Origin of the sequence: Bradyrhizobium valentinum, assembly GCF_001440405.1 — a bacterium.
Taxonomy (GTDB): domain Bacteria; phylum Pseudomonadota; class Alphaproteobacteria; order Rhizobiales; family Xanthobacteraceae; genus Bradyrhizobium; species Bradyrhizobium valentinum.
In genome coordinates, this window is the sequence record NZ_LLXX01000172.1 from 41,837 (window position 1) to 63,710 (window position 21,874).

Below are 21,874 nucleotides of genomic sequence, written 5' to 3' on the forward strand. Positions count from 1 at the left end.
AGCAACCGACAAGGCGACCGCGCCGCTTGCGATCGCGGCAGCGGCGATCGCAGCCTCCGCTTCCCTCGCCGCCGAGACCGCACCAGCCGTTCCCGCTGCTGAAGGCACCAAAGGCGGCGCCGAGGCCACCGCTACCATAACCTCGCCTGCAGCCGCGAACGCCGCCCAGGCGGACGGCGCCAAGACCAGCGCGCAAGGCGGCGTCGGCCAGACGGTCAGCGCCCAGGCCACATCCGCCGACCCATCCATCGCGACCGGCACCGCTCAGGCCGCTTCAGTGGTTGCGGCGACGCCCGCCGCCACCAAATCCGCTGTGCCGCTCAAGAGTCCCGATCTCGCCAGGAAGGGCGCCACGACGGCAATCGAGCAGACCGGCTCCACCGACACCACCTCGCAAGCAGCACCTGCCGCGGACACCATTGTGCCCGCCGTCACGCAGCCGACCGAAGCCGCAGCCAGGCCGAAGTCCGAGAACGGCATTGCCGACGCCGTGAAGGCCGACGCGTCAGGCAATTCCATCGCGACGCCGGCCGCCAACGCCAACGCGCATCTTACCGCCCCTGATGTCGGCCAGACGCCAGTCAACTCCTCCGGCAACGGCCTGCAGGCCTCCGGCGCGATCCAGATGCAGCAACCGGCCGCTTCGGCCACGACGTCGACCGCCGCTCCGCAACTCACCGCCACCGCATCCACAAGCGCGGCGGTGCCGCTGAGCGGGCTTGCGATGGAAATCGCCGCTTCCGCCAAGAGCGGCAAGACCCGTTTCGAGATCCGGCTCGATCCCGCCGAACTCGGCCGCATCGATGTCCGCATCGATGTCGATCGCCACGGCCAGGTGACGTCGCACCTGACCGTCGAACGGCCGGAAACGCTGTCGATGCTGCGTCAGGACGCCAACCAGTTGCAGCGCGCCCTCGACAACGCCGGACTCTCGACCGGCAATGGCGGCCTGCAGTTTAGCCTGCGCGACCAGTCCTCGCAGGGCCAGAACGACGGCAACCAGTCCAATCCCAACGCACACCGCCTCGTGGTCAGCGAGGAGGACAGCGTTCCCGCGGTCGTCGCCGGCCGCAGCTATGGCCGCATGCTCGGAGCGAGCGGCGGCGTCGACATCAGGGTCTAACGGAGAGCATCATGTCAGTCGAAGCAACCATGCCGCCCCCGGTGGTCTCGGCGCCCGGGACCGGCACCAGCACCAGCGATAAGACGGCCTCCACGGCGACGACGGGCATCGCGGATAATTTCCAGACTTTTCTGACGCTGCTCACCACACAGTTGCAGCATCAGAATCCGCTTGACCCGCTTGACACCAACCAGTTCACCCAGCAGCTCGTGCAGTTTGCCGGCATCGAGCAGCAGCTCAAGTCGAACGAACAGTTGAAGGCGCTGGTGGAGATCGAAAAGAGCGCGCAGGCGACACAGGCGCTGGTCTATGTCGGCAACACCGTTGCCGTTGACGGCAGCAAGGCGCAGTTCGACAAATCTGCGACCTGGAATTTTCATTCCGAGAAAGACACCTCCGCGACCATCACGATCACCAATTCGGCCGGACAGACGGTCTATTCCGGGTCCTATGCGCTGAAACAGGGCAGCTCCAGTTTCGTCTGGGATGGCAAGGGCAACGATGGCGTCCAATGGCCGGCCGGTACCTACACCTTGACCGCCACGGGCAAGGACAGCTCCGGCAATAACGTCGCGATCTCCACCGAAGTCCAGGGCATCGTCGATTCAGTCGATCTCAGCGCCTCCCCGCCGCTGCTTTCGATCGGCGGCCAGAGCTACACCACCGATAAGATCAAGCGCGTGGTCCGCCCAAGCACGTCCAGCTAGGCACCCCACCACTCGTTTGACCCGCCATTTCCGGCCCGGCAATCCCTGATTGTACGCAAAAGCGTCACAGGGAACCCGGGCCAAAGCCATTTTTGGTCATTTTCAAGGAGATTCGTATTGAAGCTGTGGGCTTAGGTAAATTTTAAGCCGAGGGGCGTAGATTACTACCCTGAGTTCAGTGGTTGAGAGTTTGTGAGTACGCCATGACAGAACCCCACCGCCCGAGGGTGAAATACGTCATCGGGCCTGACGGCAGTCCGTTAACAATTGCTGACCTGCCCGCGCCCGGAACCAAACGGTGGGTGATCCGCCGCAAGGCCGAAGTCGTTGCGGCGGTCCGCGGCGGCCTGCTCTCCCTTGAGGAGGCCTGCAGCCGTTATACCCTGACGGTGGACGAATTCCTGTCCTGGCAGTTTTCCATCGATCAGCATGGCCTGGCCGGCTTGCGCACCACCCGCATCCAGCAATATCGGCAGTAAACCCTCTGAACCGAATGATTTGATGAAAACCGGCTTCGTTTTGCGAAGCCGGTTTTCTTCATGCCGGAACTATTCGCCGCGGCTTTAACTGACGTTAACCATATGGAAACCATCCCCTAGGCAATAATTGCCCAGTCGGTCCCAGGGACCGAATCCCCTGGGGGCAGTTGGTGCAAAGTCTCGTTGCTTTCCTGAAAGGCCTGGGCGCAGCGCGGCTGATGGCCATGGTTGCGGTGACGACCGCGCTGATCGGCTTCTTCGCCTTCGTCATCATGCGCGTCACGACGCCGCAGATGACCACCCTGTTCACCGATCTCACCACCGAAGATTCCTCCAGCATCATCAAGGATCTGGAACGCCAGGCGATTCCCTTCGAGCTGCGCAATGAAGGCGCGGTCATCATGGTGCCGAAGGACAAGGTCACGCGGCTGCGGATGAAGCTGGCCGAAAGCAACCTGCCCAAGGGCGGTGGCGTCGGCTACGAGATTTTCGACAAGTCCGACGCGCTCGGCACCACGAGCTTCGTCCAGAACATCAATCATCTGCGTGCGCTGGAGGGTGAACTCGCCCGCACCATCCGCGCTATCGATCGCATCCAGGCCGCCCGCGTCCATCTGGTGCTGCCGGAACGGCCGCTGTTCGCGCGCGAGGCGCCGGAGCCGTCGGCCTCGATCGTGGTGCGGGTGCGCGGCAGCCTCGAACCCCAGCAGATCCGCGCCATCCGCCATGTCGTCGCCTCGGCCGTCAACGGGCTGAAGCCGCAGCGGGTGTCGATCGTCGACGAAGGCGGCCGGCTGCTTGCCGACGGCGCCACCAAGGACGCCGAGATCGCCGTCGGCGACGAGCGCCGCACCGCCTACGAGAAGCGCATGCGCAACGAAGTCGAGGCGATCGTCTCCTCGGTGGTCGGCCAGGGCCGCGCCCGCGTCCAGCTCACCGCCGACTTCGACTACAACAAGATCACCCAGACCTCGGACAAGTTCGATCCCGAGGGCCGCGTGCTGCGCTCCAGCCAGACCCGCGAGGAATCTTCCCTCACCGCCGAGAACAGCGGCCAGGTGACGGTCAACAACGAACTGCCCGGCAATCAGACCAACACCACGACGCCGGCGGCCCGCGACCAAAGCAAGAAGAGCGAAGAGACCAACAATTACGAGATCTCCCGCACCACCAAGACCGAAATCACCGAGGCCGGACGCGTCAACCGGATCTCGGTCGCGGTGCTGGTCGACGGCGCCTATACCAAGAACGAAAAAGGCGAAATGGTCTATCAGGACCGCAGCAAGGAACAGCTCGATCGCATCGCCACCCTGGTGCGCTCGGCGATCGGCTTCGACCAGAAGCGGGGCGACCAGGTCGAGGTCGTCAATCTTCGCTTTGCCGAAGCGCCGCCCGTCGCTCCGGTTGTCGAACCCGGCGGGCTGCTCGGCATGCTGCAGTTCACCAAGGATGACGTCATGTATGTCATCGAGCTCGGCGTCATGATGCTGCTCGGCCTCGTGGTGCTGTTCATGGTAATCCGGCCCCTGGTCAAGCGCATTCTGGCTTCCGAAGTCATCCCCGCCCTGACTGAACCGATGCCTGCGTTGATCGAGGGCAGCGGGCCGGGCGGAGAACTCGGGCCCGGCCAAGCGCTGATCGCCGGCACCAGCGGCACCGCCCAGTTGATCGACGTCGCCCAGGTCCAGGGCCAGGTCCACGCGCAAGCCGTGCACCGCGTTGGCGAGCTGGCCGAACGCAATCCGAACGAGACCGCCTCCATTGTTCGCCAATGGCTCAGCGAACCCGCCGAGTGACCTGACATGGCCGTACCGCAGACCACGAACGTCAACGACATCACCACCGTCATCTCGGCGCTGGCGAGCCGTCAGGCGAGCCGGCCCAAGGGCAAGCCGCTGAGCGGCCCAAAGCGCGCCGCCATCCTGATGCTGGCCCTAGGTGAGCAATATGGCGGCAAGGTGTGGTCGCTGCTCGATGACGACGAGGTACGCGAGCTGTCGATCCAGATGTCGACGCTCGGCACCGTTGAAGCCGACATCGTGGAAGACCTGCTGCTCGAATTCGTCTCCCGCATGTCGGCGTCCGGCGCCCTGATGGGCACCTTCGACGCCACCGAACGGCTGTTGCAGCAATATCTGCCATCCGAGCGCGTCACCGGCATCATGGACGAAATCCGCGGCCCGGCCGGCCGCAACATGTGGGAGAAGCTCTCCAACGTGCAGGAAGAGGTGCTCGCCAACTACCTCAAGAACGAATATCCGCAGACCATCGCGGTGGTGCTGTCGAAGCTGAAGCCGGAGCACGCCGCCCGCGTGCTGGCGATCTTGCCCGAGGATCTCGCGCTCGACGTGGTCGGCCGCATGCTGAAGATGGAAGCGGTGCAGAAGGAAGTCATCGAGCGCGTCGAGCAGACGCTGCGCACCGAATTCATGTCCAACCTGTCGCAGACCCGCCGCCGCGACGCGCACGAGGTGATGGCCGAGATCTTCAACAATTTCGACCGCCAGACCGAAACCCGCTTCATCACCTCGCTGGAAGAGGAAAATCGCGAATCCGCCGAGCGCATCAAGGCGCTGATGTTCACCTTCGACGATCTCATCAAGCTCGACTCCGCCTCGGCGCAGACGCTGATGCGCAACGTCGACAAGGACAAGCTCGGCATCGCGCTGAAGAGCGCCAACGAGGAGGTGCGCGCCTTCTTCCTCGGCAACATGTCGTCGCGCGCCGGCAAGATGCTGATGGACGACATGGCCGCGATGGGACCGGTGCGGCTGCGCGACGTCGACGAGGCGCAGGCGCTGCTCGTCAATCTCGCCAAGGACATGGCCGCCAAGGGCGAAATCACCCTGACCAAGAACCGCGCCGACGACGAGCTGGTGTACTGATGGCCGCGCCCGCAAAATTCCTGTTCGACACGGACTTCGCGGCGCCGGACAAGGCGCGCGAGCGTGCGGCGACGGCCGCTGAGGTCGCGCAGAAGATCGCAGAGGCCGAGGCACGCGCCTATCGCGCCGGCTACGAGGCGGCCCAGCACGAGGCCAGGGTCGAGAGCGACCGTCGCTCGGCGCTGGCGCTGGAAGAGGTCGGCATCGCGATCAGGGGCATCGCCACGCGTTTCTCCGGCATCGAGGCCAGGATGGAAACCGAGGCCGTCGATGTCGCGGTCGCGGTGGCGCGCAAGCTGTGCAGTGAACTGGTTGCCCGCGAGCCGCTCGGCGAGATCATGGCGCTGGTCAGCGACTGCTTCTCGCATCTGGTTGCCACCCCGCACCTCGTCGTTCGCATCAACGACCAGCTCTACGATGCCGCCCGCGAGAAGATCGAACGGCAGGCGGCCCAAAGCGGCTTCGAGGGTCGGCTGGTGATCCTGGCCGAGCCCGGCATCGCCACCGGCGACTGCCGGATCGAATGGGCCGACGGCGGCGTGGTGCTGGAACGCGCGGCCATCGAAGCGAAGATCAGTGAACTCGTCGGGCGCTATCTGGCGTCCCGCAATCAGGCCGGAATGTGAAAGGCCATGAGGACTGAACCATGAGTGACACCGACGCACAGGTACCGCTTCCCGATCTCAACGCCGCGGACGCACCGCCGGTCGACGATCTCGCCTACAACGAGGACGAACAGGCCACGCGTATCGCGGCCGACCTCGAAGCCGTGTTCGACGTGCCCGTGCAGGTCTCGGCCGTGCTCGGCCGCTCCAAGATGGACGTCGGCGAGCTCTTGAAGCTCGGACCCGGCACCGTGCTCGAACTCGACCGCCGCGTCGGCGAAGCCATCGACATCTACGTCAACAACCGCCTGGTGGCGCGTGGCGAGGTCGTGCTGGTGGAAGACAAGCTCGGCGTGACCATGACGGAAATCATCAAGGCGGAACGTAACTAGCAAATTTGGCGACACGCGCCTGCGAGGCGCGAAGGAACTAGCAGGAGACTGACATGCGGCTTCTCATCGTTGGCACATTGAAGGGCCAACTCACGACCGCCACCAAGATCGCGATGGATAACGGTGCTTCGGTGACCCATGCCGAAGCGACCGAACAGGCGATGGCTGTGCTGCGCAGCGGTAAAGGCGCCGACCTGCTGCTGGTCGACGTCGCCCTCGACATCCGCGACCTGGTGATGCGGCTGGAAGCCGAACACATCCACGTGCCGATCGTGGCCTGCGGCATCTCCAACGACGCCCGTGCCGCGGTTGCCGCGATCCACGCCGGCGCCAAGGAATACATCCCGCTGCCGCCCGATCCGGAACTGATCGCCGCGGTGCTGGCCGCCGTCGCCAACGACTCGCGCGACCTGATCTATCGCGACGAAGCCATGGGCAAGGTCATCAAGCTCGCACAGCAGATCGCGGGCTCCGACGCCTCCGTGATGATCACCGGCGAATCCGGCACCGGCAAGGAAGTGCTGGCGCGCTATGTTCACTCCCGCTCGGGCCGCGCCAAGCGGCCGTTCATCTCGATCAACTGCGCTGCGATCCCCGAGCACTTGCTGGAATCGGAACTGTTCGGCCACGAGAAAGGCGCCTTCACCGGTGCCATCGCCCGCCGTATCGGCAAATTCGAGGAAGCAACCGGCGGCACGCTGCTGCTCGACGAAATCTCCGAAATGGACGTTCGCCTGCAATCCAAACTGCTGCGCGCGATTCAGGAACGCGTGATCGACCGCGTCGGCGGCACCAAGCCGGTTCCGGTCGATATCCGCATCATCGCCACCTCCAACCGCAATCTCTCTGAAGCCGTGCGCGAAGGCACCTTCCGCGAGGATCTGCTGTTCCGCCTCAACGTCGTCAACCTGAAGATCCCGCCGCTGCGTGACCGTCCGGCCGACATCCTCGAACTGGCGCAGCACTTCGCCAAGAAATATGCCGAGGCCAACGGCGTGCCGCTGCGGCCGATTTCCGCCGATGCGCGGCGGGTGCTGACATCGAACCGCTGGCAGGGCAACGTCCGCGAACTGGAAAACACCATACACCGCTCGGTGCTGATGGCGCAGGGCGACGAGATCGGCCCCGAGGCCATCCTGACGCCCGACGGCGACCGCCTCGATCTTGCCAAGACCGCACCCGCAGTGGCGCACGCGACCTTTGCCGCCGAACAGGTCACCCGCGCCCTGGTCGGCCGCACCGTCGCCGATGTCGAACGCGACCTAATCCTGGAGACGCTCAAGCACTGCCTCGGCAACCGGACCCATGCCGCCAACATCCTCGGCATCTCGATCCGCACCCTGCGCAACAAGCTGAACGAATACGCCGATGGCGGCATTCCGATCACGCCGGCAGGCTCGGGCGAGCATCAGCGTTTTGTCGTGGCGGGGTAAGAGTTCAGTCATTCCGGGGCGATGCGAAGCATCGAACCCGGAATCTCGAGATTCCGGGTCTGGTCCTTCGGACCATCCCGGAATGACAGTGTGCTACGAATAGCTCGGCGCATCCGGTTTGCGGAAGATGTGAATGGGATCGCCGGGTTGCAAATCGCGCCCCGTGAAGACGGCATAGGCATACAGCGCGAGGTAGGCGATCGCGATCGCACCCACGCCGTAAAATACCCAGACTCCGATCCGCTTCATGGCGGATATCTAGAATGCCGGACCGCAAATGGCCAGCCCGTCCGGCGCAGAAAACCCGAAACTGCGGCAGATATCGTCAGCCCCGTCGCGCGGTCTGCGGCGCCGGCACGCTGACTTCCGCCAGCCTGAGCGCATCTTCGTCACGGTCGATTGCGACATACTGGCCCTGCCAATAGGCTAGCGCCGCCGTGCGCGCGGAGACGGCAACGTCCAGCACGCGCCCAATGACGATCGCATGGGAATGCCGTTCGACCATATCCTCGACTTCGCAATCAATCGCAGCCAAGGCGTTTGCCAGTAGCGGTACTCCCGATACACGCGTCGTCCAATGCGCGCCGGCGAACCGCTCGGCGCCCTTCAGTCCGTCCTTGCCGGTAAAGCGCTCGGCGATGTCGATCTGGTCCGAGGTCAGGATGTTGACGCCAAAGAAGCCGTACCGCCTCACGAGTGGCCAGGACGAAGCTTCCCGGTTGATGCTGACGATCAAGGCGGATGGATCGACGGACAGCGACGATACCGACGTAACCGTCATGCCCGAGATGTCCCAGCCTATGCCTGCGGTGATGACGCTGACGCCGCCCGTTAACCGGCGCATCGCTTGGCGAAAATCGCCGGAGGAAGCCTCGCGGTCGATCGAAACGTTCCGGACGATGGGATTCATGGCCACCTCACAGGTCGGAAGCATCTTCAGTCCCTTGCAGCAGGTTCTTCAGGATCGAACCTTCCAGCGCGGCAAGTTGGGCCGAACCGCGTCGCCTCGGGCGCGGGATATCGACGTCGATGTCGTGCGCGATGACCCCATCCTCGATGACCAGCACGCGGTCGGCCAGGGCCACGGCCTCCGACACGTCATGCGTCACCAGGATCGCGGTAAAGCCCTGATCGTGCCAGACGCGTTCGAGCAGCCGCTGCATCGATATCCGCGTCAGCGCATCGAGCGCGCCGAGCGGCTCGTCGAACGCCAGAACACGCGGGCGGCTCACCAGCGCCCGCGCCAGCGCCACGCGCTGCCTCTGTCCGCCGGACAGCACCGCCGGCCATTGCCCCCGCTTCTCGCCGAGACCGACCTCGACCAGCGCGCTCTCCGCCCGTGCCTGCGCATCCGCCGATGCCCGTTCCCGACCCAGTCCGACTTCGACGTTCGAAAGCACCCGAGCCCAGGGCAGCAGCCGCGGTTCCTGGAACATCACGCGAATGTCTTCGGCGCGCGCTTCCTCGCCAAAGTCGATGCTGCCTGCGGTCGCCGTATCGAGGCCGGCGATCAACCGAAGCAGCGTGCTCTTGCCGCAGCCGCTGCGGCCGACGATGGCAACGAACTGGCCTGCCGAAATGTGCAGGTCGATACCGCGCAACACCTCGTTGTCGCCGAACGATTTGCGCAAATCACGGATGGTCAGCGAGAGGCCGCGAGACGCAGTTCTCGCGCCGCGCCGCGCAAAACGCGCCTGCTCGATGATCTCGGCGCGCCCGAGAGGATCGGCGTCCGACAGATGGAAACGAAGAGCTTCTTGCATATTATCCTCAATGTTTCTGGAAGGCGGGATGCCAAGACAGCGTCAGCCGCTCCAGCGCGCGCGAGGCGCTGTCGGCCAGCTTTCCGAGCAGGGCGTAAATCAGGATGGAAAGCACCACGACGTCGATCAGCATGAATTCGCGCGCCTGCATCGCCATGTAGCCGAGGCCGGATGACGCCGCGATGGTCTCGGCCACGATCAGCGTCAGCCACATGATGCCGAGCGCGAAGCGCAGGCCGACGAAGATCGACGGCAGCGCCCCGGGGAAAATCACCCGGCGGAACAATTCACCGTCGGTCATGCCATAGATGCGGCCCATCTCGATCAATTGCGGGTCGACGGTGCGGATACCGTGCAGCGTGTTCAGATAGATCGGGAAGAACACGCCGAGCGCGACCAGGAACAGTTTTGCCGATTCATCGATCCCGAACCACAGGATGACGAGCGGGATCAGCGCCAGATGCGGGATGTTGCGCACCATCTGTAGTGTCGTGTCGGTCAGCTTGCTGGAGAGCTGCGACAGGCCATTGGCAAGGCCAAGCGTGAAGCCGATGCTGCCGCCGATCAGAAATCCGATGCTGGCGCGCCAGAAGCTGACCCAGATGTTGCGGACGAGTTCGCCCGACAGCAGAAGCTTCCATCCCGCCAGCGCGACGTCGCTCGGCGCCGGCAGCACGCGTGCGGACACGAAGCCGGTGGCGCAGGCAAGCTGCCATACGAGAATGATCGCGAGCGGCACGATCCACGGGATCAGGCCGTCGAAGCGCGGCAATTTCGGTGCGCCAACGCGCGGAAGACTGTCGATGAGACTCATGATTGCGACGCCTGTTTCTGCGGCCGGTATTCGTTGCCGATGGTTTCGCCGAACGGCCCGGTGTTGAGGCGGATCGGCGTCACCTTGTTTGGCTGGGTGAGCGACAGCAGCGGGAACACCAGCTCGGCAAAGCGGTAGGCTTCCTCCAGATGCGGGTAGCCCGACATGATGAACGTATCGATGCCGATATCCTGATATTCCCTGATCCGCGCCGCGACGGTTTCGGGATCACCGACCAGCGCCGTGCCCGCGCCGCCACGCACAAGGCCGACGCCGGCCCATAGATTGGGGCTGATCTCGAGCTTGTCGCGGCGGCCGCCATGCAGCTCCGCCATGCGCTGCTGGCCGACCGAATCCATCCGCGAGAAGATCTTTTGCGCCGAAGCCACGGTTTCGTCGATGACGTGCTGGATGAGCTTGTCGGCGGCCTTCCAGGCTTCCGCATTGCTCTCGCGCACGATCACATGCAGGCGAATGCCGAAGGAGAGCTTTCGTCCGCGCGCCGCAGCAGCAGCCTTCACCCGGTTGACCTTTTCGGCGACCTGTGCCGGCGGCTCGCCCCAGGTCAAATATTTGTCGACGGTGTCGACCGCGACGTCGATGCCAGCATCCGACGATCCGCCGAAATAAAGCGGCGGCCGCGGCGACTGTACCGGCTGGAACAGCAAGCGACCGTCTTCGATGCGGATGTGCTTGCCTTCGACGTTGACCGTCTTGCCCGCGAGCAGGTCGCTATAGACATTGAGGAACTCGCGCGTCACCTGGTAGCGCTCGTCATGCGATAGGAAGATACCGTCGCCCTTGTTCTCGATGGGATCGCCGCCGGTGACGACATTAATCAGCAAACGCCCGTTCGACACGCGGTCGAGCGTCGCGGTCATACGCGCGGCGACGCTTGGCGATTGCAGGCCGGGCCGTACCGCCACGAGATAACGCAGCCGCTCGGTCCATGGCGCCACTGCCGAAGCGACCACCCAAGAATCCTCGCAGCTTCGCCCGGTCGGCAGCAGCACGCCGAAATAGCCGAGCTGGTCCGCGGCCTGCGCGATCTGGCGCAGATAATTGAAGTTCACCTCCCGTCCGCCCGTCGTGGTGCCGAGATAGCGGCCGTCGCCATGCGTCGGCAGGAACCAGAGGATGTTGGCGTTGGCATGCGTGCTCATGATCCGGGCCTCCGCGCCACGTCAGAAATCTTGATTTGTTTTGGAATAAGCCCGAGTGCGAAGAACGTGTCCGCGACCTGTTGCTGGTCGGCGATCACGCTCTCGGTAATCGGCTTGATGCCGTAAGACTGCCGCTTCAGCGCAACTTCGACGACGGAGACGGAAAGCCCGATCGCCGGGGCAAGCTGCTCGGCCACGGCATGAATGTCGCCCTTGGCCCAATCGTCGACTTCGCTGAGCTGAGCCAGCACCAGATCAACGATCTTCGGATCGCTCTCCACGAACTTCTTCGAGGAGAAATAGAACTGGTAGTTCGAGACGATACCGGCGCCGTCAGCGAGGGTGCGCGCGCCGGTGGCGGCTTCGGCGGCAGCCTGGAACGGATCCCAGACCACCCAGGCATCGACCGCGCCACGCTCGAAGGCTGCGCGGGCATCGGCCGGTGCGAGAAACACCGGCTCGATCTCCGAGTATTTGACGCCGGCTTTCTCCAGCGCCTTCACCAAGAGATAGTGAACGTTGGAGCCCTTGTTCAGGGCGACCTTCTTGCCTTTGAGGTCAGCGACCGAATTAAGCTTGCTGTCCTTCGGCACCAGGATCGCCTCGCCCTTCGGCGCCGGCGGCTCGTAGGCGACGTACTGGATCGGTGCGCCTGCGGCCTGCGCGAAGATCGGCGGCGCTTCGCCGGTGTTGCCGAAATCGATCGCGCCGACATTGAGCGCTTCGAGTAGGGGCGGACCGGATGGAAACTCCGTCCACACCACCTTGTAGCCGGCCCCCTTCAGCTTCTCCTCCAGCGTGCCCTTGCTCTTGAGCAGCACCAGCTTGCCGTATTTCTGGAAGCCGATGCGGACGACCTTGTCCTGCCCGTAGGAAGCGCCGACGGTGGCCGCGACCACGCTGATCGACAGCACGGCGCTGGCGATCCAGCGTTGTATCAAACGCGTCATGAGTTACGTCCCTTGTTGGATTTCAGCTTTGGGTATGGCGCCAGACGATGTCGCGCACGGCGATCGGCTTCGGGATCAGGCCGAGCTTGTGGAAGCGGTCGGCGACCGCCTGTTGCGTCGTGACAATCTCGCCGGTGACCGGGCCGATCAGGAATGACGCCCGGTTGGCAGCGACGGCCTGAACCTCGAGCGGCACGCCGGTGACCGTGGCGAGCGCGCTCGCGACCTCGGCGCGGTTGGCCTCGGCCCAGCGCGCGGCTTCCGCCAGGCCATCGATCACCTCGCGGGTTTCCCGCACATGGCTGTTCGCGAAATCGCGGTTGGCCAGATAGAACGAATTGGTCTTGGCGACCTCATGGGCGTTGATCAGAATCCGGCCGTTCTGGCGTTTCTCGCCGATCGCAAAATACGGATCCCAGACCGCCCACGCCTCGACGCTGCCGTTGGCGAATGCCGGCCCCGCATCGGGCGGCGTCAGATAAACCGGCGTGATGTCCTCATAAGTCAGTCCGGCCTTCTCCAGCGTGGCGATCACCACGTTGTGGGCGCTACTGCCTTTGGTGAATCCGACGCGCTTGCCCTTCAGGTCGGCGATGGTGCGAATGCTGGAGTTGGCGGGAACGAGGATGCCCTGCCCGTTGGTGATCGGCGATCCCGCGATATAGACGATGTTGGCGTTGGCGGCTTGCGCGAAGATCGGCGGCGTATCACCGACCGCGCCGAGATCGACGCTGCCGGTGCTCATGGCTTCCAGCAAAGGCGGCCCCGACGTGAACTCGATCCATTTGATGCCGATTTGCTTGCCGACGAACCGTTTTTCGAGCACCGCCTGCTGCCGCGCGATCACCAGCACGCCGGTCTTCTGGTAACCGATACGGATTTCCTTGATCGAGGCTTGCGCCTGTGCGCGCGACGATAGCGCAGCAATTGCGCCCCCAACCGACAATCCGAGAAACTCCCGACGTCTCATACATCTCTCCTGACGACGATGCGCGTGAGGTCACGCGATCATGTGATGTCAGGATGATGGGACCGACCACCCGAAGCTGTCGAGCGTTTGCAAAAAATAACGATGCACGTTCTGTTGTTCGCCGGCGCCACGACGCATTTATTGTCGGACGGATGATGACGACGATATTTTTTCCCGCGACACATATGAGCGGAACCACAACCAACATTTCACAGCGCTGTGACTTCGCACGCCAATCGCATCGCACTGCGAATGTTTGACGATACGATTCAGTGATGTTTGTGGAGTGTCGCTGTTGCGCAAATCTGGACGGCAGGTTCACTGCATACGATTTCGTTTCACGACAATGAATTCGAACGAATGATTCATTGCGGCCTCATAACGCAATTCAGTCAGCCATTTCATTGACTGCGTTTCGGTTGCTCGTAGGCTTTGTGGATCGCTGACTGCACCCGAACAATGCAGCGAATGAAATGAGAAAGATCAAACGTATGATTGCAACCAAGCTTGAATCGCGCACCCGTTCGCGTCTCCATCGCATCGGCACAATTTTGCTCAGCGCGGCGGTCGGAGTAGTCATCACTGCATCTGCGGTTGCCGCGGATCTGGTAACACTCCGTGTCGGCGACCAGAAGGGCGGCAACCGTTCCTTGCTTGAAATCTCCGGCTACGCAAAGGATTTGCCCTACAAGATCGAATGGTCGGAATTTCCTGCTGCCGCCCCGATCCTCGAGGCACTGAACGCGGGCGCACTCGATGTCGGCTACACCGGCGATCTGTCGTTCCTGACCGTGTACGCCGCCGGCGCTCCGATCAAGGCCATCGGCGGCACGCGCTCCGACGCCAGGACGCAGGCGATCCTCGTCCGCAAGGATTCGTCGATCAAATCTGTGGCCGATCTCAAGGGCAAGCGCCTGGCCGGAACACGCGGCGGCTGGGGCCAGTTCCTGATCGACGCCACACTGGAGAAAGCCGGATACAGGATCGACGATGCGACCTTTGCGCCGCTCGGGCCGGTGGACGCAAAGATCGCGCTGGTCGCGGGTTCGATCGACGCATGGGCGGTTTGGGAGCCCTACGTTTCCTATGCCACGCTCAAGGACAATGCACGGATCGTTGCCAACGGTGAAGGCCTTACACCCACCGTCACCTTCATCGTGGCATCCGATCAGGCGATTGCCAGCAAGCGCGCTGCCGTGCAGGATCTCGTGCAGCGTCTCAACAAAGCCCGGCTATGGTCGCTCGATCATCTGCCTGAATACGCGAAGAATACTGCGGAACTCACCAGGCTTCCCGAAGATGTGCTACTGAGCGCCTACAAAGCGCAACGCACCAGCCCGATCGCGATCGACGAAAGCATCGTGACGGAGGTTCAGGAGGCATCGGATCGCGCCACCCGCTACGGAATCCTGGCGAAGAAGCTCGACGTCAGCAAGGCGGTCGACCGCAGCTTTACGGCAGCGGCGAATTCGAATTGACGGCGCGCATCGCGGGAGGGCGCGATTTCGATCGCGCCGCTCCAGCTCGATGTCCGCGGGCCACTATCCCGCCGCCATTTTCTGCGTCGGAGCGACGTTGATCGCGAGCTTGCCGTAACGATCCCTAAACGCCTCGGTGTCGATCTCTTCGAGCTGGATGGCTCCACCCAGCACGCCCTTCTTCCACGCGTCGTGCTCGGGATCTTTCTGGAGCTCCGGCATCACCTCTTTGGCAAACAGTTCGAGCGACTCGCAGATGTGCTCATGGGTGTTCTTGCCGGCCTGGTTGAGCAGGATTACCTGGTCGATGTGAGAGGTGCGGAACCGCCGCAATTTCTTAGCGATGGTTTCCGGAGACCCGATCAGGCCGCCGCGCAGCGCCGCCTCCTGCGCCTCCGGATTTTCGCGCTTCCACTTGTTGTACTCGTCCCACATGTTGACGGTGCCGGGGTCCGGACGCTGCCGGTTCTGCGACGCGCCGTAGTAGCGCAGCGCGAACTGGAAGAAGGTGGCGCCATCGGCGCGGGCGCGCGCCTCCTCGTCGGTCTTGGCGCACATGAAGAACGAGACCAGCGCCATGTTCGGATTGATCTCGTAATCGGCGAGCTTCTTCAGCCGTTTTGTGATGGCGTTGTAATAGGCGTGCACCCAGGCATGCGCCGCATCCGCGCTGACGAACTGGAAGCCTAGCGCACCAAAGCCGTTCTCGCCCGCGCGCTCGATGGTCGGAAGCTGCGAGCACGCCATCCACAACGGCGGATGCGGCTTCTGCACGGGTTTCGGCACCACATTGCGCAGGGGAATGTCGAAATACTTGCCGTGATGCTCGGTGCCGACCTTGGTGAACATCGGGAAGATCGCCTGGACGGCTTCCTCAAATACCTCGCGCTTGGTTTCCATGTCGATGCCGAATGGCGTTAGCTCAGTGATGGAAGCGCTCTCGCCCATGCCGAACTCGCAGCGTCCACTGCTCAGGAGATCGAGCACCGCGACGCGTTCGGCGACGCGCGCGGGATGGTTGGTGGTGAGCTGGAAGATGCCGTGGCCGAGCCGGATATTCTTGGTGCGCTGGCTGGCCGCGGCGAGAAAGGATTCCGGTGCGGGCGAGTGGGAATATTCCTCTAGAAAATGATGTTCGACTACCCAGGCATAGTCATAGCCGAGGCGGTCCGCGGTCTCGAGTTGCGTCAGCGCATTCTGGTAGAGCCGGAGCTCGTCGCCCTCTTGCCATGGGCGCGGCAGTTGCAGCTCGTAAAAGATGCCGAATTTCATGACGCCTCCCAAGGACCGCTTGTTAAGCCCGCTTGTTGTTTGCGGTCAGTGTATTCGCCGCAAGGTCCAAGTCCAGCCTCGACCGCGAAACAGCAATTCCGTGACGCGGAAGCTGCCTTGCATGGAACGCGCGAATGGTTAGCTTTACGGTCTGCTGAGTCGCGGCTATCCCCGCACTCTTCTCTCCATCTGGACCCCATGACCACGTTTACGCCGCATCAGGATTCCGCGCTAAAGGCCGTTGCCGACTGGCTGAAGGCCAAGCCCGGCAGGAACGGCACGCCGCCGGTGTTCCGGCTGTTCGGCTATGCCGGCACCGGCAAGACCACGCTGGCGCGCCACATCGCCGAAGGCGTCGATGGCGAGGTGAAGTATGCGGCCTTCACCGGCAAGGCGGCACTGGTGATGCGCAACAAGGGTTGCGACAACGCCTCCACCATTCATTCGCTGATCTATCGCGCCAAGGAATCCGGCGTCGAGCAGCCAAGTTTCGAGCTATGGGACGACGCACCGGCCTCGAAGGCAAAGCTCATCGTGATCGACGAATGTTCGATGGTCGATGCCGAACTCGGCCGCGACCTGATGTCATTCGACTGTCCGCTCTTGGTGCTCGGCGATCCCGCGCAACTGCCGCCGATCCAGGGCGGCGGCTTCTTCACCAATTCCGAGCCCGACGCGATGCTGACGGAAGTGCATCGCCAGGCCCAGGACGATCCGATCGTGCGGATGTCGATGGATATCCGCGAGGGCCGCGAACTCGAAATCGGCCGCCACGGCGAGAGCGAGGTGGTGTCGCGCAGCGAGCTCGATCCGGACCGCGTGATGAGCGCCGACCAGGTGCTGGTTGGCCGTAACAACACCCGCCGCGCCTACAACATGCGGATACGGCAGAAGCAGAACATCGAGGATCCCTTGCCGGTTGCCGGCGACAAGCTGGTCTGCCTGCGCAACAACCGCAAGAAGGGCCTCTTCAACGGCGGGCTGTGGCGGGTGAAGTCACGCACCCAGCCGCGCGCGAAGTCCAAGATCCTGACCATGCGGCTGTCGCCTGACGAGGAGTTCGGCCACAAGGTAACCAAGGTCTCGGTGCGCCATGATTGCTTTGAGGGCGGCATCGAGGCGATCCCGTGGGAGCAGCGCAAGCCCTATGACGAGTTCGACTATGGCTATGTGCTCACCGTGCACAAGTCGCAGGGCTCGCAATGGGACGACGTCGTGCTGTTCGACGAGAGCTTTGCGTTCCAGGACAGCCGGGCAAGGTGGCTCTACACGGGGATTACGCGCGCGGCGAAACGGCTGAGCGTGGTGGTGTAGAGCTACGCGTACCGCCCTCGTCCCTGAGGAGTCGCGAAGCGGCGTCTCGAAGGATGGGCCGCGGGCCTCATGGTTCGAGACGGCGCTAACGCGCCTCCTCACCATGAGGATTGAGAGGGGTGCTGGCTCCTCGCAAAGACGCTAAGCGCGTCAAGCGTGACCGATCGCCCTGCCCAGAGCCTTGCGCGGGCGCGGCTTTATTCACGAACTCGTGTGGCGCACGCCGTAACAATCCGTGAGCGGGGCCGTATCTTGAGCATCGGCAGAGAATTGAGCCGATTGCGAAACGCCTGACACGCTCTAGACTGCCCCAACCATTGCCGAAAGAGGAAACCATGTCCCCTCGCCATCTCAGCCGCCTGTCGCTGTGCGCTGCCGCCATCGGCGCGCTAGCCATCGCCGCTGTAACCATCAGCCCCGCGCGCGCCTCGGAGGAAGCCGTCATCATTCCCGCTCCCACCGTCGACGTTCAGGCTGCCGACGGCATCCAGACCGCCGTGATCGCCGGCGGCTGCTTCTGGGGCGTCCAGGGCGTGTACCAGCACACCGCCGGCGTGCTCAACGCGGTCTCCGGCTATTCCGGCGGCAGCAAGATGACCGCGAACTACACCATGATCGGCACCGGCACCACGGGGCACGCCGAGGCGGTTGAGATCAAGTACGATCCGAAGAAGATCAGCTACGGCAAGATCCTGCAGATCTTCTTCTCAGTCGTGCACGATCCGACGCAACTGAACCGCCAGGGCCCGGACATCGGCACGCAATATCGCTCGGCGATCTTCACCACCAATGATGAGCAGAAGAAGGTGGCAGAGGCCTATATCGGCCAGCTCAACGCTGCCAAGGTCTACAAGAAGCCGATCGTGACCAAGGTCGGCCCGCTGCAGGCGTTCTACCCGGCGGAAGACTATCACCAGGACTACCTGACGCTGCACCCGAACCAGCCCTATATTGTCTTCAACGACATGCCGAAGATCGAGAACCTGAAGAAGATCTTTGCGGAGAATTACATCGAGAAGCCGACGCTGGTGCGCAACGCGAAGGCTACCAATTAAGGAGGCTAAATGTCCGACACCAAGACATCCGGCAAGGTCGTCAAGAGCGAGGCCGAGTGGCGCCGTGAGCTGACGCCGATGCAGTACGCCGTGCTGCGCGAGAAGGCGACCGAGCGACCGTTCTCCGGCGAATATGAGCACGAGCACCGCAAGGGCACCTATACCTGCGCCGGCTGCGGCCAGACGCTGTTCGAATCGGATGCCAAGTTCGACTCCGGCTGCGGCTGGCCGAGCTTCATCGCACCCGCCGTGGACAGCCATGTCGACGAGGAGCGCGATGTCAGCCACGGCATGGTCCGCACCGAAGTGCTGTGCTCGAAATGCGACGGCCATCTTGGCCACGTCTTCAACGACGGTCCCGGCCCCACCGGCCTGCGCTACTGCATCAATTCGGCGGCGCTAAAGCTGCAGCCGAAATAACTGCTCGCCGTTATCCTCTATTCGTCATGGGCGGGCTTGACCCGCGCATCCATCAAAAGAACTCCTCTTCGAGGTGATGGATTGCCGGGTCAAGCCGGCAATGACGGCGGCGATCATCAATTTTGTTTCGAACCAGTGCTTCGCCCCGTGCGACCAAGGGCTGGTCGCGCGGGGTTTCGGTGGGACGCTTCTTTCCCGGTTTGCCCGGCGCGCAGACGAGGAAAACTTTAGATGCACATGTCCAAACGTCTGCTGCTCGGTGTCGGCGCAGCCACCTTCATCATGGAGAGCGTCGTGACCCAGCCTGCGTTTGCCGCTGACAAGGTCTCCCTGTTCAAGGTCATCACCGCCAAGGACGAGATCGTGATCGGGATCAGCGAGGGCGATCTCGCCCAGATGGAAGGCAACGCCGGCGGCATCGCCAAGGCGTTGGTCGCCAAGGGCTCGATGAGCGTGTGGCGATACGCCGTACACAAGTCAGCCAGCGGCGATCTCGAGCAGGCGCCGCTGCACAAGATCGGCCTGATCGCCAGCGATAGCCTTCGCGTCGAGCCCTATGCGACGCCGTTGAAGGTGCTGCCGATCGACGAGAGCAAAAGGTGACGTCTTTTCCTTCTCCCCTTGTGGGAGAAGGTGCCTTCGCGATCAGCGAAGGCGGATGAGGGGTTCTCTCCGCGGAGACAGACCCCTCATCCGTCTCGCTGCCGCTTCGCGTCAGCGATCCACCTTCTCCCACAAGGGGAGAAGGGGCAGCGCGCCTCATCTGTCGCCCTTCCGCCCGATCGGCCAAGGACTCGCGGCTCGGAATATGCTTTGATCCGGGCCGCGGGGGAGCCGCGTTGCACGCCTCCTGCGGGCTTGGGGGGAGCGCGTCATGACGCTTGGGACGATACTCGTCATTATCCTGATCATCATCCTACTGGGCGGCTTCTCCGGGCGCATCCGGGGCATGGCTACGGCTACGGGCATTCCGGCATGGGGCTCGTCGGGGTGATTTTGATCGTGCTCCTGATCCTGCTGCTGCTCGGCAAGATTTGAGCCAACTAAGTCATTGAAAAAACTTGATTAAATTTTGGTTCCCGGCAGCCATGCGTGGATTCATCATCACCCCCGATGGCGGACTTCAGGGGTCGCATTTCTTTCAAAGAAGCTTATATTAGGCGGCGAAATGACGTGCACGGCGCGCCGCCCTTGTGGCCCACCGTCATCCAATCCCCATTGCTCAAACACAAGAGCCGCAAAAGATTGAGGTCACCGTCCATGCGTCCATTCAGCTACAACACCGCCGCCGAACTGTTTCCCGCCGCGATCCGCAAGAAGAAGCGGGCCGGCTTTGCCTATCGGCGTTTTGGCACCGCGGCGGAAGCAGTTCGCTTCGCGATCGAGGAACTGCCGGCGGACTCGCTGAACGGCGCCTATCTGCAGGTCGAGGAAGCCCGCTTCGACCAGAGCGGCATCCGCTCGCTCTATGAAAGCGAGGCCTTCCCGCTGCCGCGCCGCCCGCGCCCGGCCGCCAGCACCGAAGACAAGGCCGACGCGGCCTGAACCTGCCTATGTCAAACAGCGCGCCCCCGGGAAATCATCCCGGGGGCTTTTTTCTTAGCGCGGCTGCTTGTCGAGCCAACGCTTGAGCATGCGCACGTTGCGGACGTTGGCGCGGAACACGACGTCGAAAGCGTCGCCCGCGACCGGCACCAGGCCGACCGCGCCGTCGACCGCGACATTGGCGAGCATCCGCGCCGTGATGTGCCATGGCGCCCCGAGCGCGCGCGCCTCGCGCACCACCCATAGCGAAATCGCCGTCGTGATGATGTCGCCGACCACCGGGATCAGCCCAATCAGGCCATCGATGCCGTAACGGAAATTGGTGCCGGGCACGATGAAGGCAACATCCAGTAATTTCGCAATGGCGTCGAGACGCGCCAGCCGCTGCTCGCGCGTCAGATCGCCGAACGGATTGGCGGCGGAATGACCGAAATCGAACCGCATCCCCTCGAACTGCGTGTGAAGGTTCGCCTCGGGAAGCTCGCGCCCTTCCTGGTCGATGACCGGCCCACGCCCGGGCGCGCGCTTCCGGGAAGACTGTGCGGAGCGTGAATGCGGCGGCGTATAAATATCGTCGTCTGACATGGTCATCACATGGTAACGCGAGCGCGAGCTGCAAGCTGCGTCAAATTATCACGATGCGTTCGGATGCCATTGATTTCCGAGGCGTTTTCTAGTGCCCCAAAAAAGTACTAGCGGGAGAGGGCTAGGGAGAGGGTGGCGGCATCGGGGTGTATGTGGCTTACCCCCTTCTCCGCAAGGGGGAGAGTGCAGCGCGCCTGGGATGACGTGCAGTTTAAATTCAAGAGCTCCCTCCACGTCATTGCGAGGCAGCCGGTCGGCGCGTAGCGCCGCCGGATGACAGGTTCCGCGAAGCAATCCATTTTTCCGTGTGCGAGCAAACGCTCAAGTCGAATGCACCGTCTGCGGCTCGTCCGCATATCTGTGCGCCAGCCACGACGACAGCGTTGCAGGCACCATGCCGACGATGCCGTAGAGCACAAACTGCAGCACGCCGGTATCCGGCCCGCGCGAGCCATAGAGCAACGAGGCGGTGGCGAAGCCGATGGCGCCTATGATCAGCACCCGCACCACGGGAGAAATGCGCTTGACGTGACAGAGAATGTCGTCGATGGCGCCGACCATCAGCGCCGGCACGATGCCGAACAGATAACTGTACTGCAGCGTCTTGACGAACGCGCCGAGGAATTTTCCGATCTCCGACCAGTTGGTATCGTTCCAGTAGCCCGAAGCCACCGTGGCCGCAAACAGCATCAGGAATCCGCCGACGAGCGGGCCGATAGCTCCGAAGATCAGATAGCGTTTCATGGGAACTGCCTCCTGGCGCTGCTTACTCCATTACAGCAGCTCCAGGGCCAAGTAAATTTGCTCGGTCTGCTTCCAACTGGCGAGATAACCGCTGCACGCACCGACAGCGCGGGCGGGCGCATTCGCACGATTCGATCCATCTCAAGAATAGAGGGAATGCGATGTCCGAGAAGGGGG

24 protein-coding genes and 1 pseudogene are annotated in these 21,874 nt (G+C 63.1%); 15 read left to right on the forward strand and 10 right to left on the reverse strand.

Annotation, left to right across the window (positions count from 1 at the left end):
• The 8 genes from CP49_RS43610 to flbD form a co-directional block, all read left to right on the forward strand.
• Positions 1-1,123 (forward strand): flagellar hook-length control protein FliK (locus CP49_RS43610; RefSeq protein WP_197423284.1); only part of this gene is annotated, 1,123 nt, incomplete at its 5' end.
• Positions 1,124-1,134: 11 nt separating this feature from the next.
• Positions 1,135-1,830: a flagellar hook assembly protein FlgD gene (locus CP49_RS30470; protein ID WP_057853821.1), complete on the forward strand. Its 696-nt coding sequence runs from the start codon at positions 1,135-1,137 to the stop codon at positions 1,828-1,830.
• Positions 1,831-2,033: 203 nt separating this feature from the next.
• Entirely contained in the window at positions 2,034-2,309 is a 276-nt protein-coding gene (sciP, locus tag CP49_RS30475; RefSeq protein ID WP_002714638.1) for a CtrA inhibitor SciP, read from the forward strand.
• Between the two features lie 170 nt (positions 2,310-2,479).
• Positions 2,480-4,105: a flagellar basal-body MS-ring/collar protein FliF gene (fliF, locus tag CP49_RS30480; RefSeq protein WP_057853845.1), complete on the forward strand. Its 1,626-nt coding sequence runs from the start codon at positions 2,480-2,482 to the stop codon at positions 4,103-4,105.
• A gap of 6 nt (positions 4,106-4,111) precedes the next feature.
• Positions 4,112-5,194, forward strand: coding sequence for a flagellar motor switch protein FliG (gene fliG, locus CP49_RS30485; RefSeq protein ID WP_057853822.1), 1,083 nt, complete (start codon positions 4,112-4,114; stop codon positions 5,192-5,194).
• Entirely contained in the window at positions 5,194-5,820 is a 627-nt protein-coding gene (locus CP49_RS30490) for a FliH/SctL family protein (RefSeq protein WP_057853823.1), read from the forward strand. The genes fliG and CP49_RS30490 overlap by 1 nt, the downstream gene beginning before the upstream one ends.
• 20 nt (positions 5,821-5,840) lie before the next feature.
• The gene (fliN, locus tag CP49_RS30495) at positions 5,841-6,191 is read left to right on the forward strand and encodes a flagellar motor switch protein FliN (RefSeq protein ID WP_057853824.1); all 351 of its coding nucleotides are present in this window, start codon (positions 5,841-5,843) and stop codon (positions 6,189-6,191) included.
• A 53-nt stretch (positions 6,192-6,244) separates the two neighbouring features.
• Positions 6,245-7,624, forward strand: a complete 1,380-nt coding sequence (gene flbD / locus CP49_RS30500; RefSeq protein WP_057853825.1) for a sigma-54-dependent transcriptional regulator FlbD — start codon at positions 6,245-6,247, stop codon at positions 7,622-7,624.
• Between the two features lie 93 nt (positions 7,625-7,717).
• On the opposite strand, the gene CP49_RS46395 is transcribed toward flbD, so the two are convergent.
• The 7 genes from CP49_RS46395 to CP49_RS30530 form a co-directional block, all read right to left on the reverse strand.
• Complete coding sequence (locus CP49_RS46395; protein WP_197423285.1) at positions 7,718-7,873, reverse strand: hypothetical protein; 156 nt, start codon at positions 7,871-7,873, stop codon at positions 7,718-7,720.
• A gap of 76 nt (positions 7,874-7,949) precedes the next feature.
• Entirely contained in the window at positions 7,950-8,534 is a 585-nt protein-coding gene (locus CP49_RS30505; RefSeq protein WP_057853846.1) for a flavin reductase family protein, read from the reverse strand.
• Positions 8,535-8,541: 7 nt separating this feature from the next.
• Positions 8,542-9,387, reverse strand: coding sequence for an ATP-binding cassette domain-containing protein (locus CP49_RS30510; RefSeq protein WP_057853826.1), 846 nt, complete (start codon positions 9,385-9,387; stop codon positions 8,542-8,544).
• A 7-nt stretch (positions 9,388-9,394) separates the two neighbouring features.
• The gene (ssuC, locus tag CP49_RS30515; RefSeq protein WP_057853827.1) at positions 9,395-10,201 is read right to left on the reverse strand and encodes an aliphatic sulfonate ABC transporter permease SsuC; all 807 of its coding nucleotides are present in this window, start codon (positions 10,199-10,201) and stop codon (positions 9,395-9,397) included.
• Positions 10,198-11,364, reverse strand: a complete 1,167-nt coding sequence (ssuD, locus tag CP49_RS30520; RefSeq protein ID WP_057853828.1) for an FMNH2-dependent alkanesulfonate monooxygenase — start codon at positions 11,362-11,364, stop codon at positions 10,198-10,200. Before ssuD ends, ssuC begins: the two co-directional genes overlap by 4 nt.
• Complete coding sequence (locus CP49_RS30525; protein WP_057853829.1) at positions 11,361-12,314, reverse strand: sulfonate ABC transporter substrate-binding protein; 954 nt, start codon at positions 12,312-12,314, stop codon at positions 11,361-11,363. Before CP49_RS30525 ends, ssuD begins: the two co-directional genes overlap by 4 nt.
• Positions 12,315-12,336: 22 nt before the next feature.
• Positions 12,337-13,284 carry a sulfonate ABC transporter substrate-binding protein gene (locus tag CP49_RS30530; protein WP_057853830.1) on the reverse strand — a complete coding sequence of 316 codons (948 nt, stop codon included), beginning with the start codon at positions 13,282-13,284 and terminating at the stop codon, positions 12,337-12,339.
• A gap of 473 nt (positions 13,285-13,757) precedes the next feature.
• Between CP49_RS30530 and CP49_RS30535 the strand changes: the two genes are divergently transcribed.
• Positions 13,758-14,762, forward strand: coding sequence for an ABC transporter substrate-binding protein (locus CP49_RS30535; protein ID WP_082646326.1), 1,005 nt, complete (start codon positions 13,758-13,760; stop codon positions 14,760-14,762).
• A gap of 63 nt (positions 14,763-14,825) precedes the next feature.
• On the opposite strand, the gene CP49_RS30540 is transcribed toward CP49_RS30535, so the two are convergent.
• Entirely contained in the window at positions 14,826-16,034 is a 1,209-nt protein-coding gene (locus CP49_RS30540; protein WP_057853848.1) for an LLM class flavin-dependent oxidoreductase, read from the reverse strand.
• A 198-nt stretch (positions 16,035-16,232) separates the two neighbouring features.
• On the opposite strand from CP49_RS30540, the gene CP49_RS30545 reads away from it, so the two are divergent.
• From CP49_RS30545 to CP49_RS30565, 6 genes and pseudogenes are all read left to right on the forward strand, one after another.
• Positions 16,233-17,348, forward strand: a complete 1,116-nt coding sequence (locus tag CP49_RS30545) for an ATP-dependent DNA helicase (protein WP_057853831.1) — start codon at positions 16,233-16,235, stop codon at positions 17,346-17,348.
• A 335-nt stretch (positions 17,349-17,683) separates the two neighbouring features.
• Complete coding sequence (gene msrA / locus CP49_RS30550; RefSeq protein WP_057853832.1) at positions 17,684-18,403, forward strand: peptide-methionine (S)-S-oxide reductase MsrA; 720 nt, start codon at positions 17,684-17,686, stop codon at positions 18,401-18,403.
• 9 nt (positions 18,404-18,412) lie between these two features.
• Positions 18,413-18,823 carry a peptide-methionine (R)-S-oxide reductase MsrB gene (msrB, locus tag CP49_RS30555; protein ID WP_057853833.1) on the forward strand — a complete coding sequence of 137 codons (411 nt, stop codon included), beginning with the start codon at positions 18,413-18,415 and terminating at the stop codon, positions 18,821-18,823.
• Between the two features lie 237 nt (positions 18,824-19,060).
• Positions 19,061-19,426, forward strand: a complete 366-nt coding sequence (locus CP49_RS30560) for a hypothetical protein (protein ID WP_063791804.1) — start codon at positions 19,061-19,063, stop codon at positions 19,424-19,426.
• Between the two features lie 271 nt (positions 19,427-19,697).
• Positions 19,698-19,861: pseudogene (locus tag CP49_RS43615) on the forward strand (DUF3309 family protein).
• A 222-nt stretch (positions 19,862-20,083) separates the two neighbouring features.
• On the forward strand, positions 20,084-20,368 hold the full coding sequence (locus CP49_RS30565) for a hypothetical protein (protein ID WP_057853834.1): 285 nt from the start codon (positions 20,084-20,086) through the stop codon (positions 20,366-20,368).
• Between the two features lie 54 nt (positions 20,369-20,422).
• Here the strand turns inward: CP49_RS30565 and CP49_RS30570 are convergent, their stop codons facing one another.
• Positions 20,423-20,959, reverse strand: coding sequence for a DUF4112 domain-containing protein (locus tag CP49_RS30570; protein WP_082646327.1), 537 nt, complete (start codon positions 20,957-20,959; stop codon positions 20,423-20,425).
• Between the two features lie 315 nt (positions 20,960-21,274).
• Positions 21,275-21,697, reverse strand: coding sequence for a DUF5413 family protein (locus tag CP49_RS30575; RefSeq protein WP_057853835.1), 423 nt, complete (start codon positions 21,695-21,697; stop codon positions 21,275-21,277).
• Between the last annotated feature and the right edge of the window lie 177 nt (positions 21,698-21,874).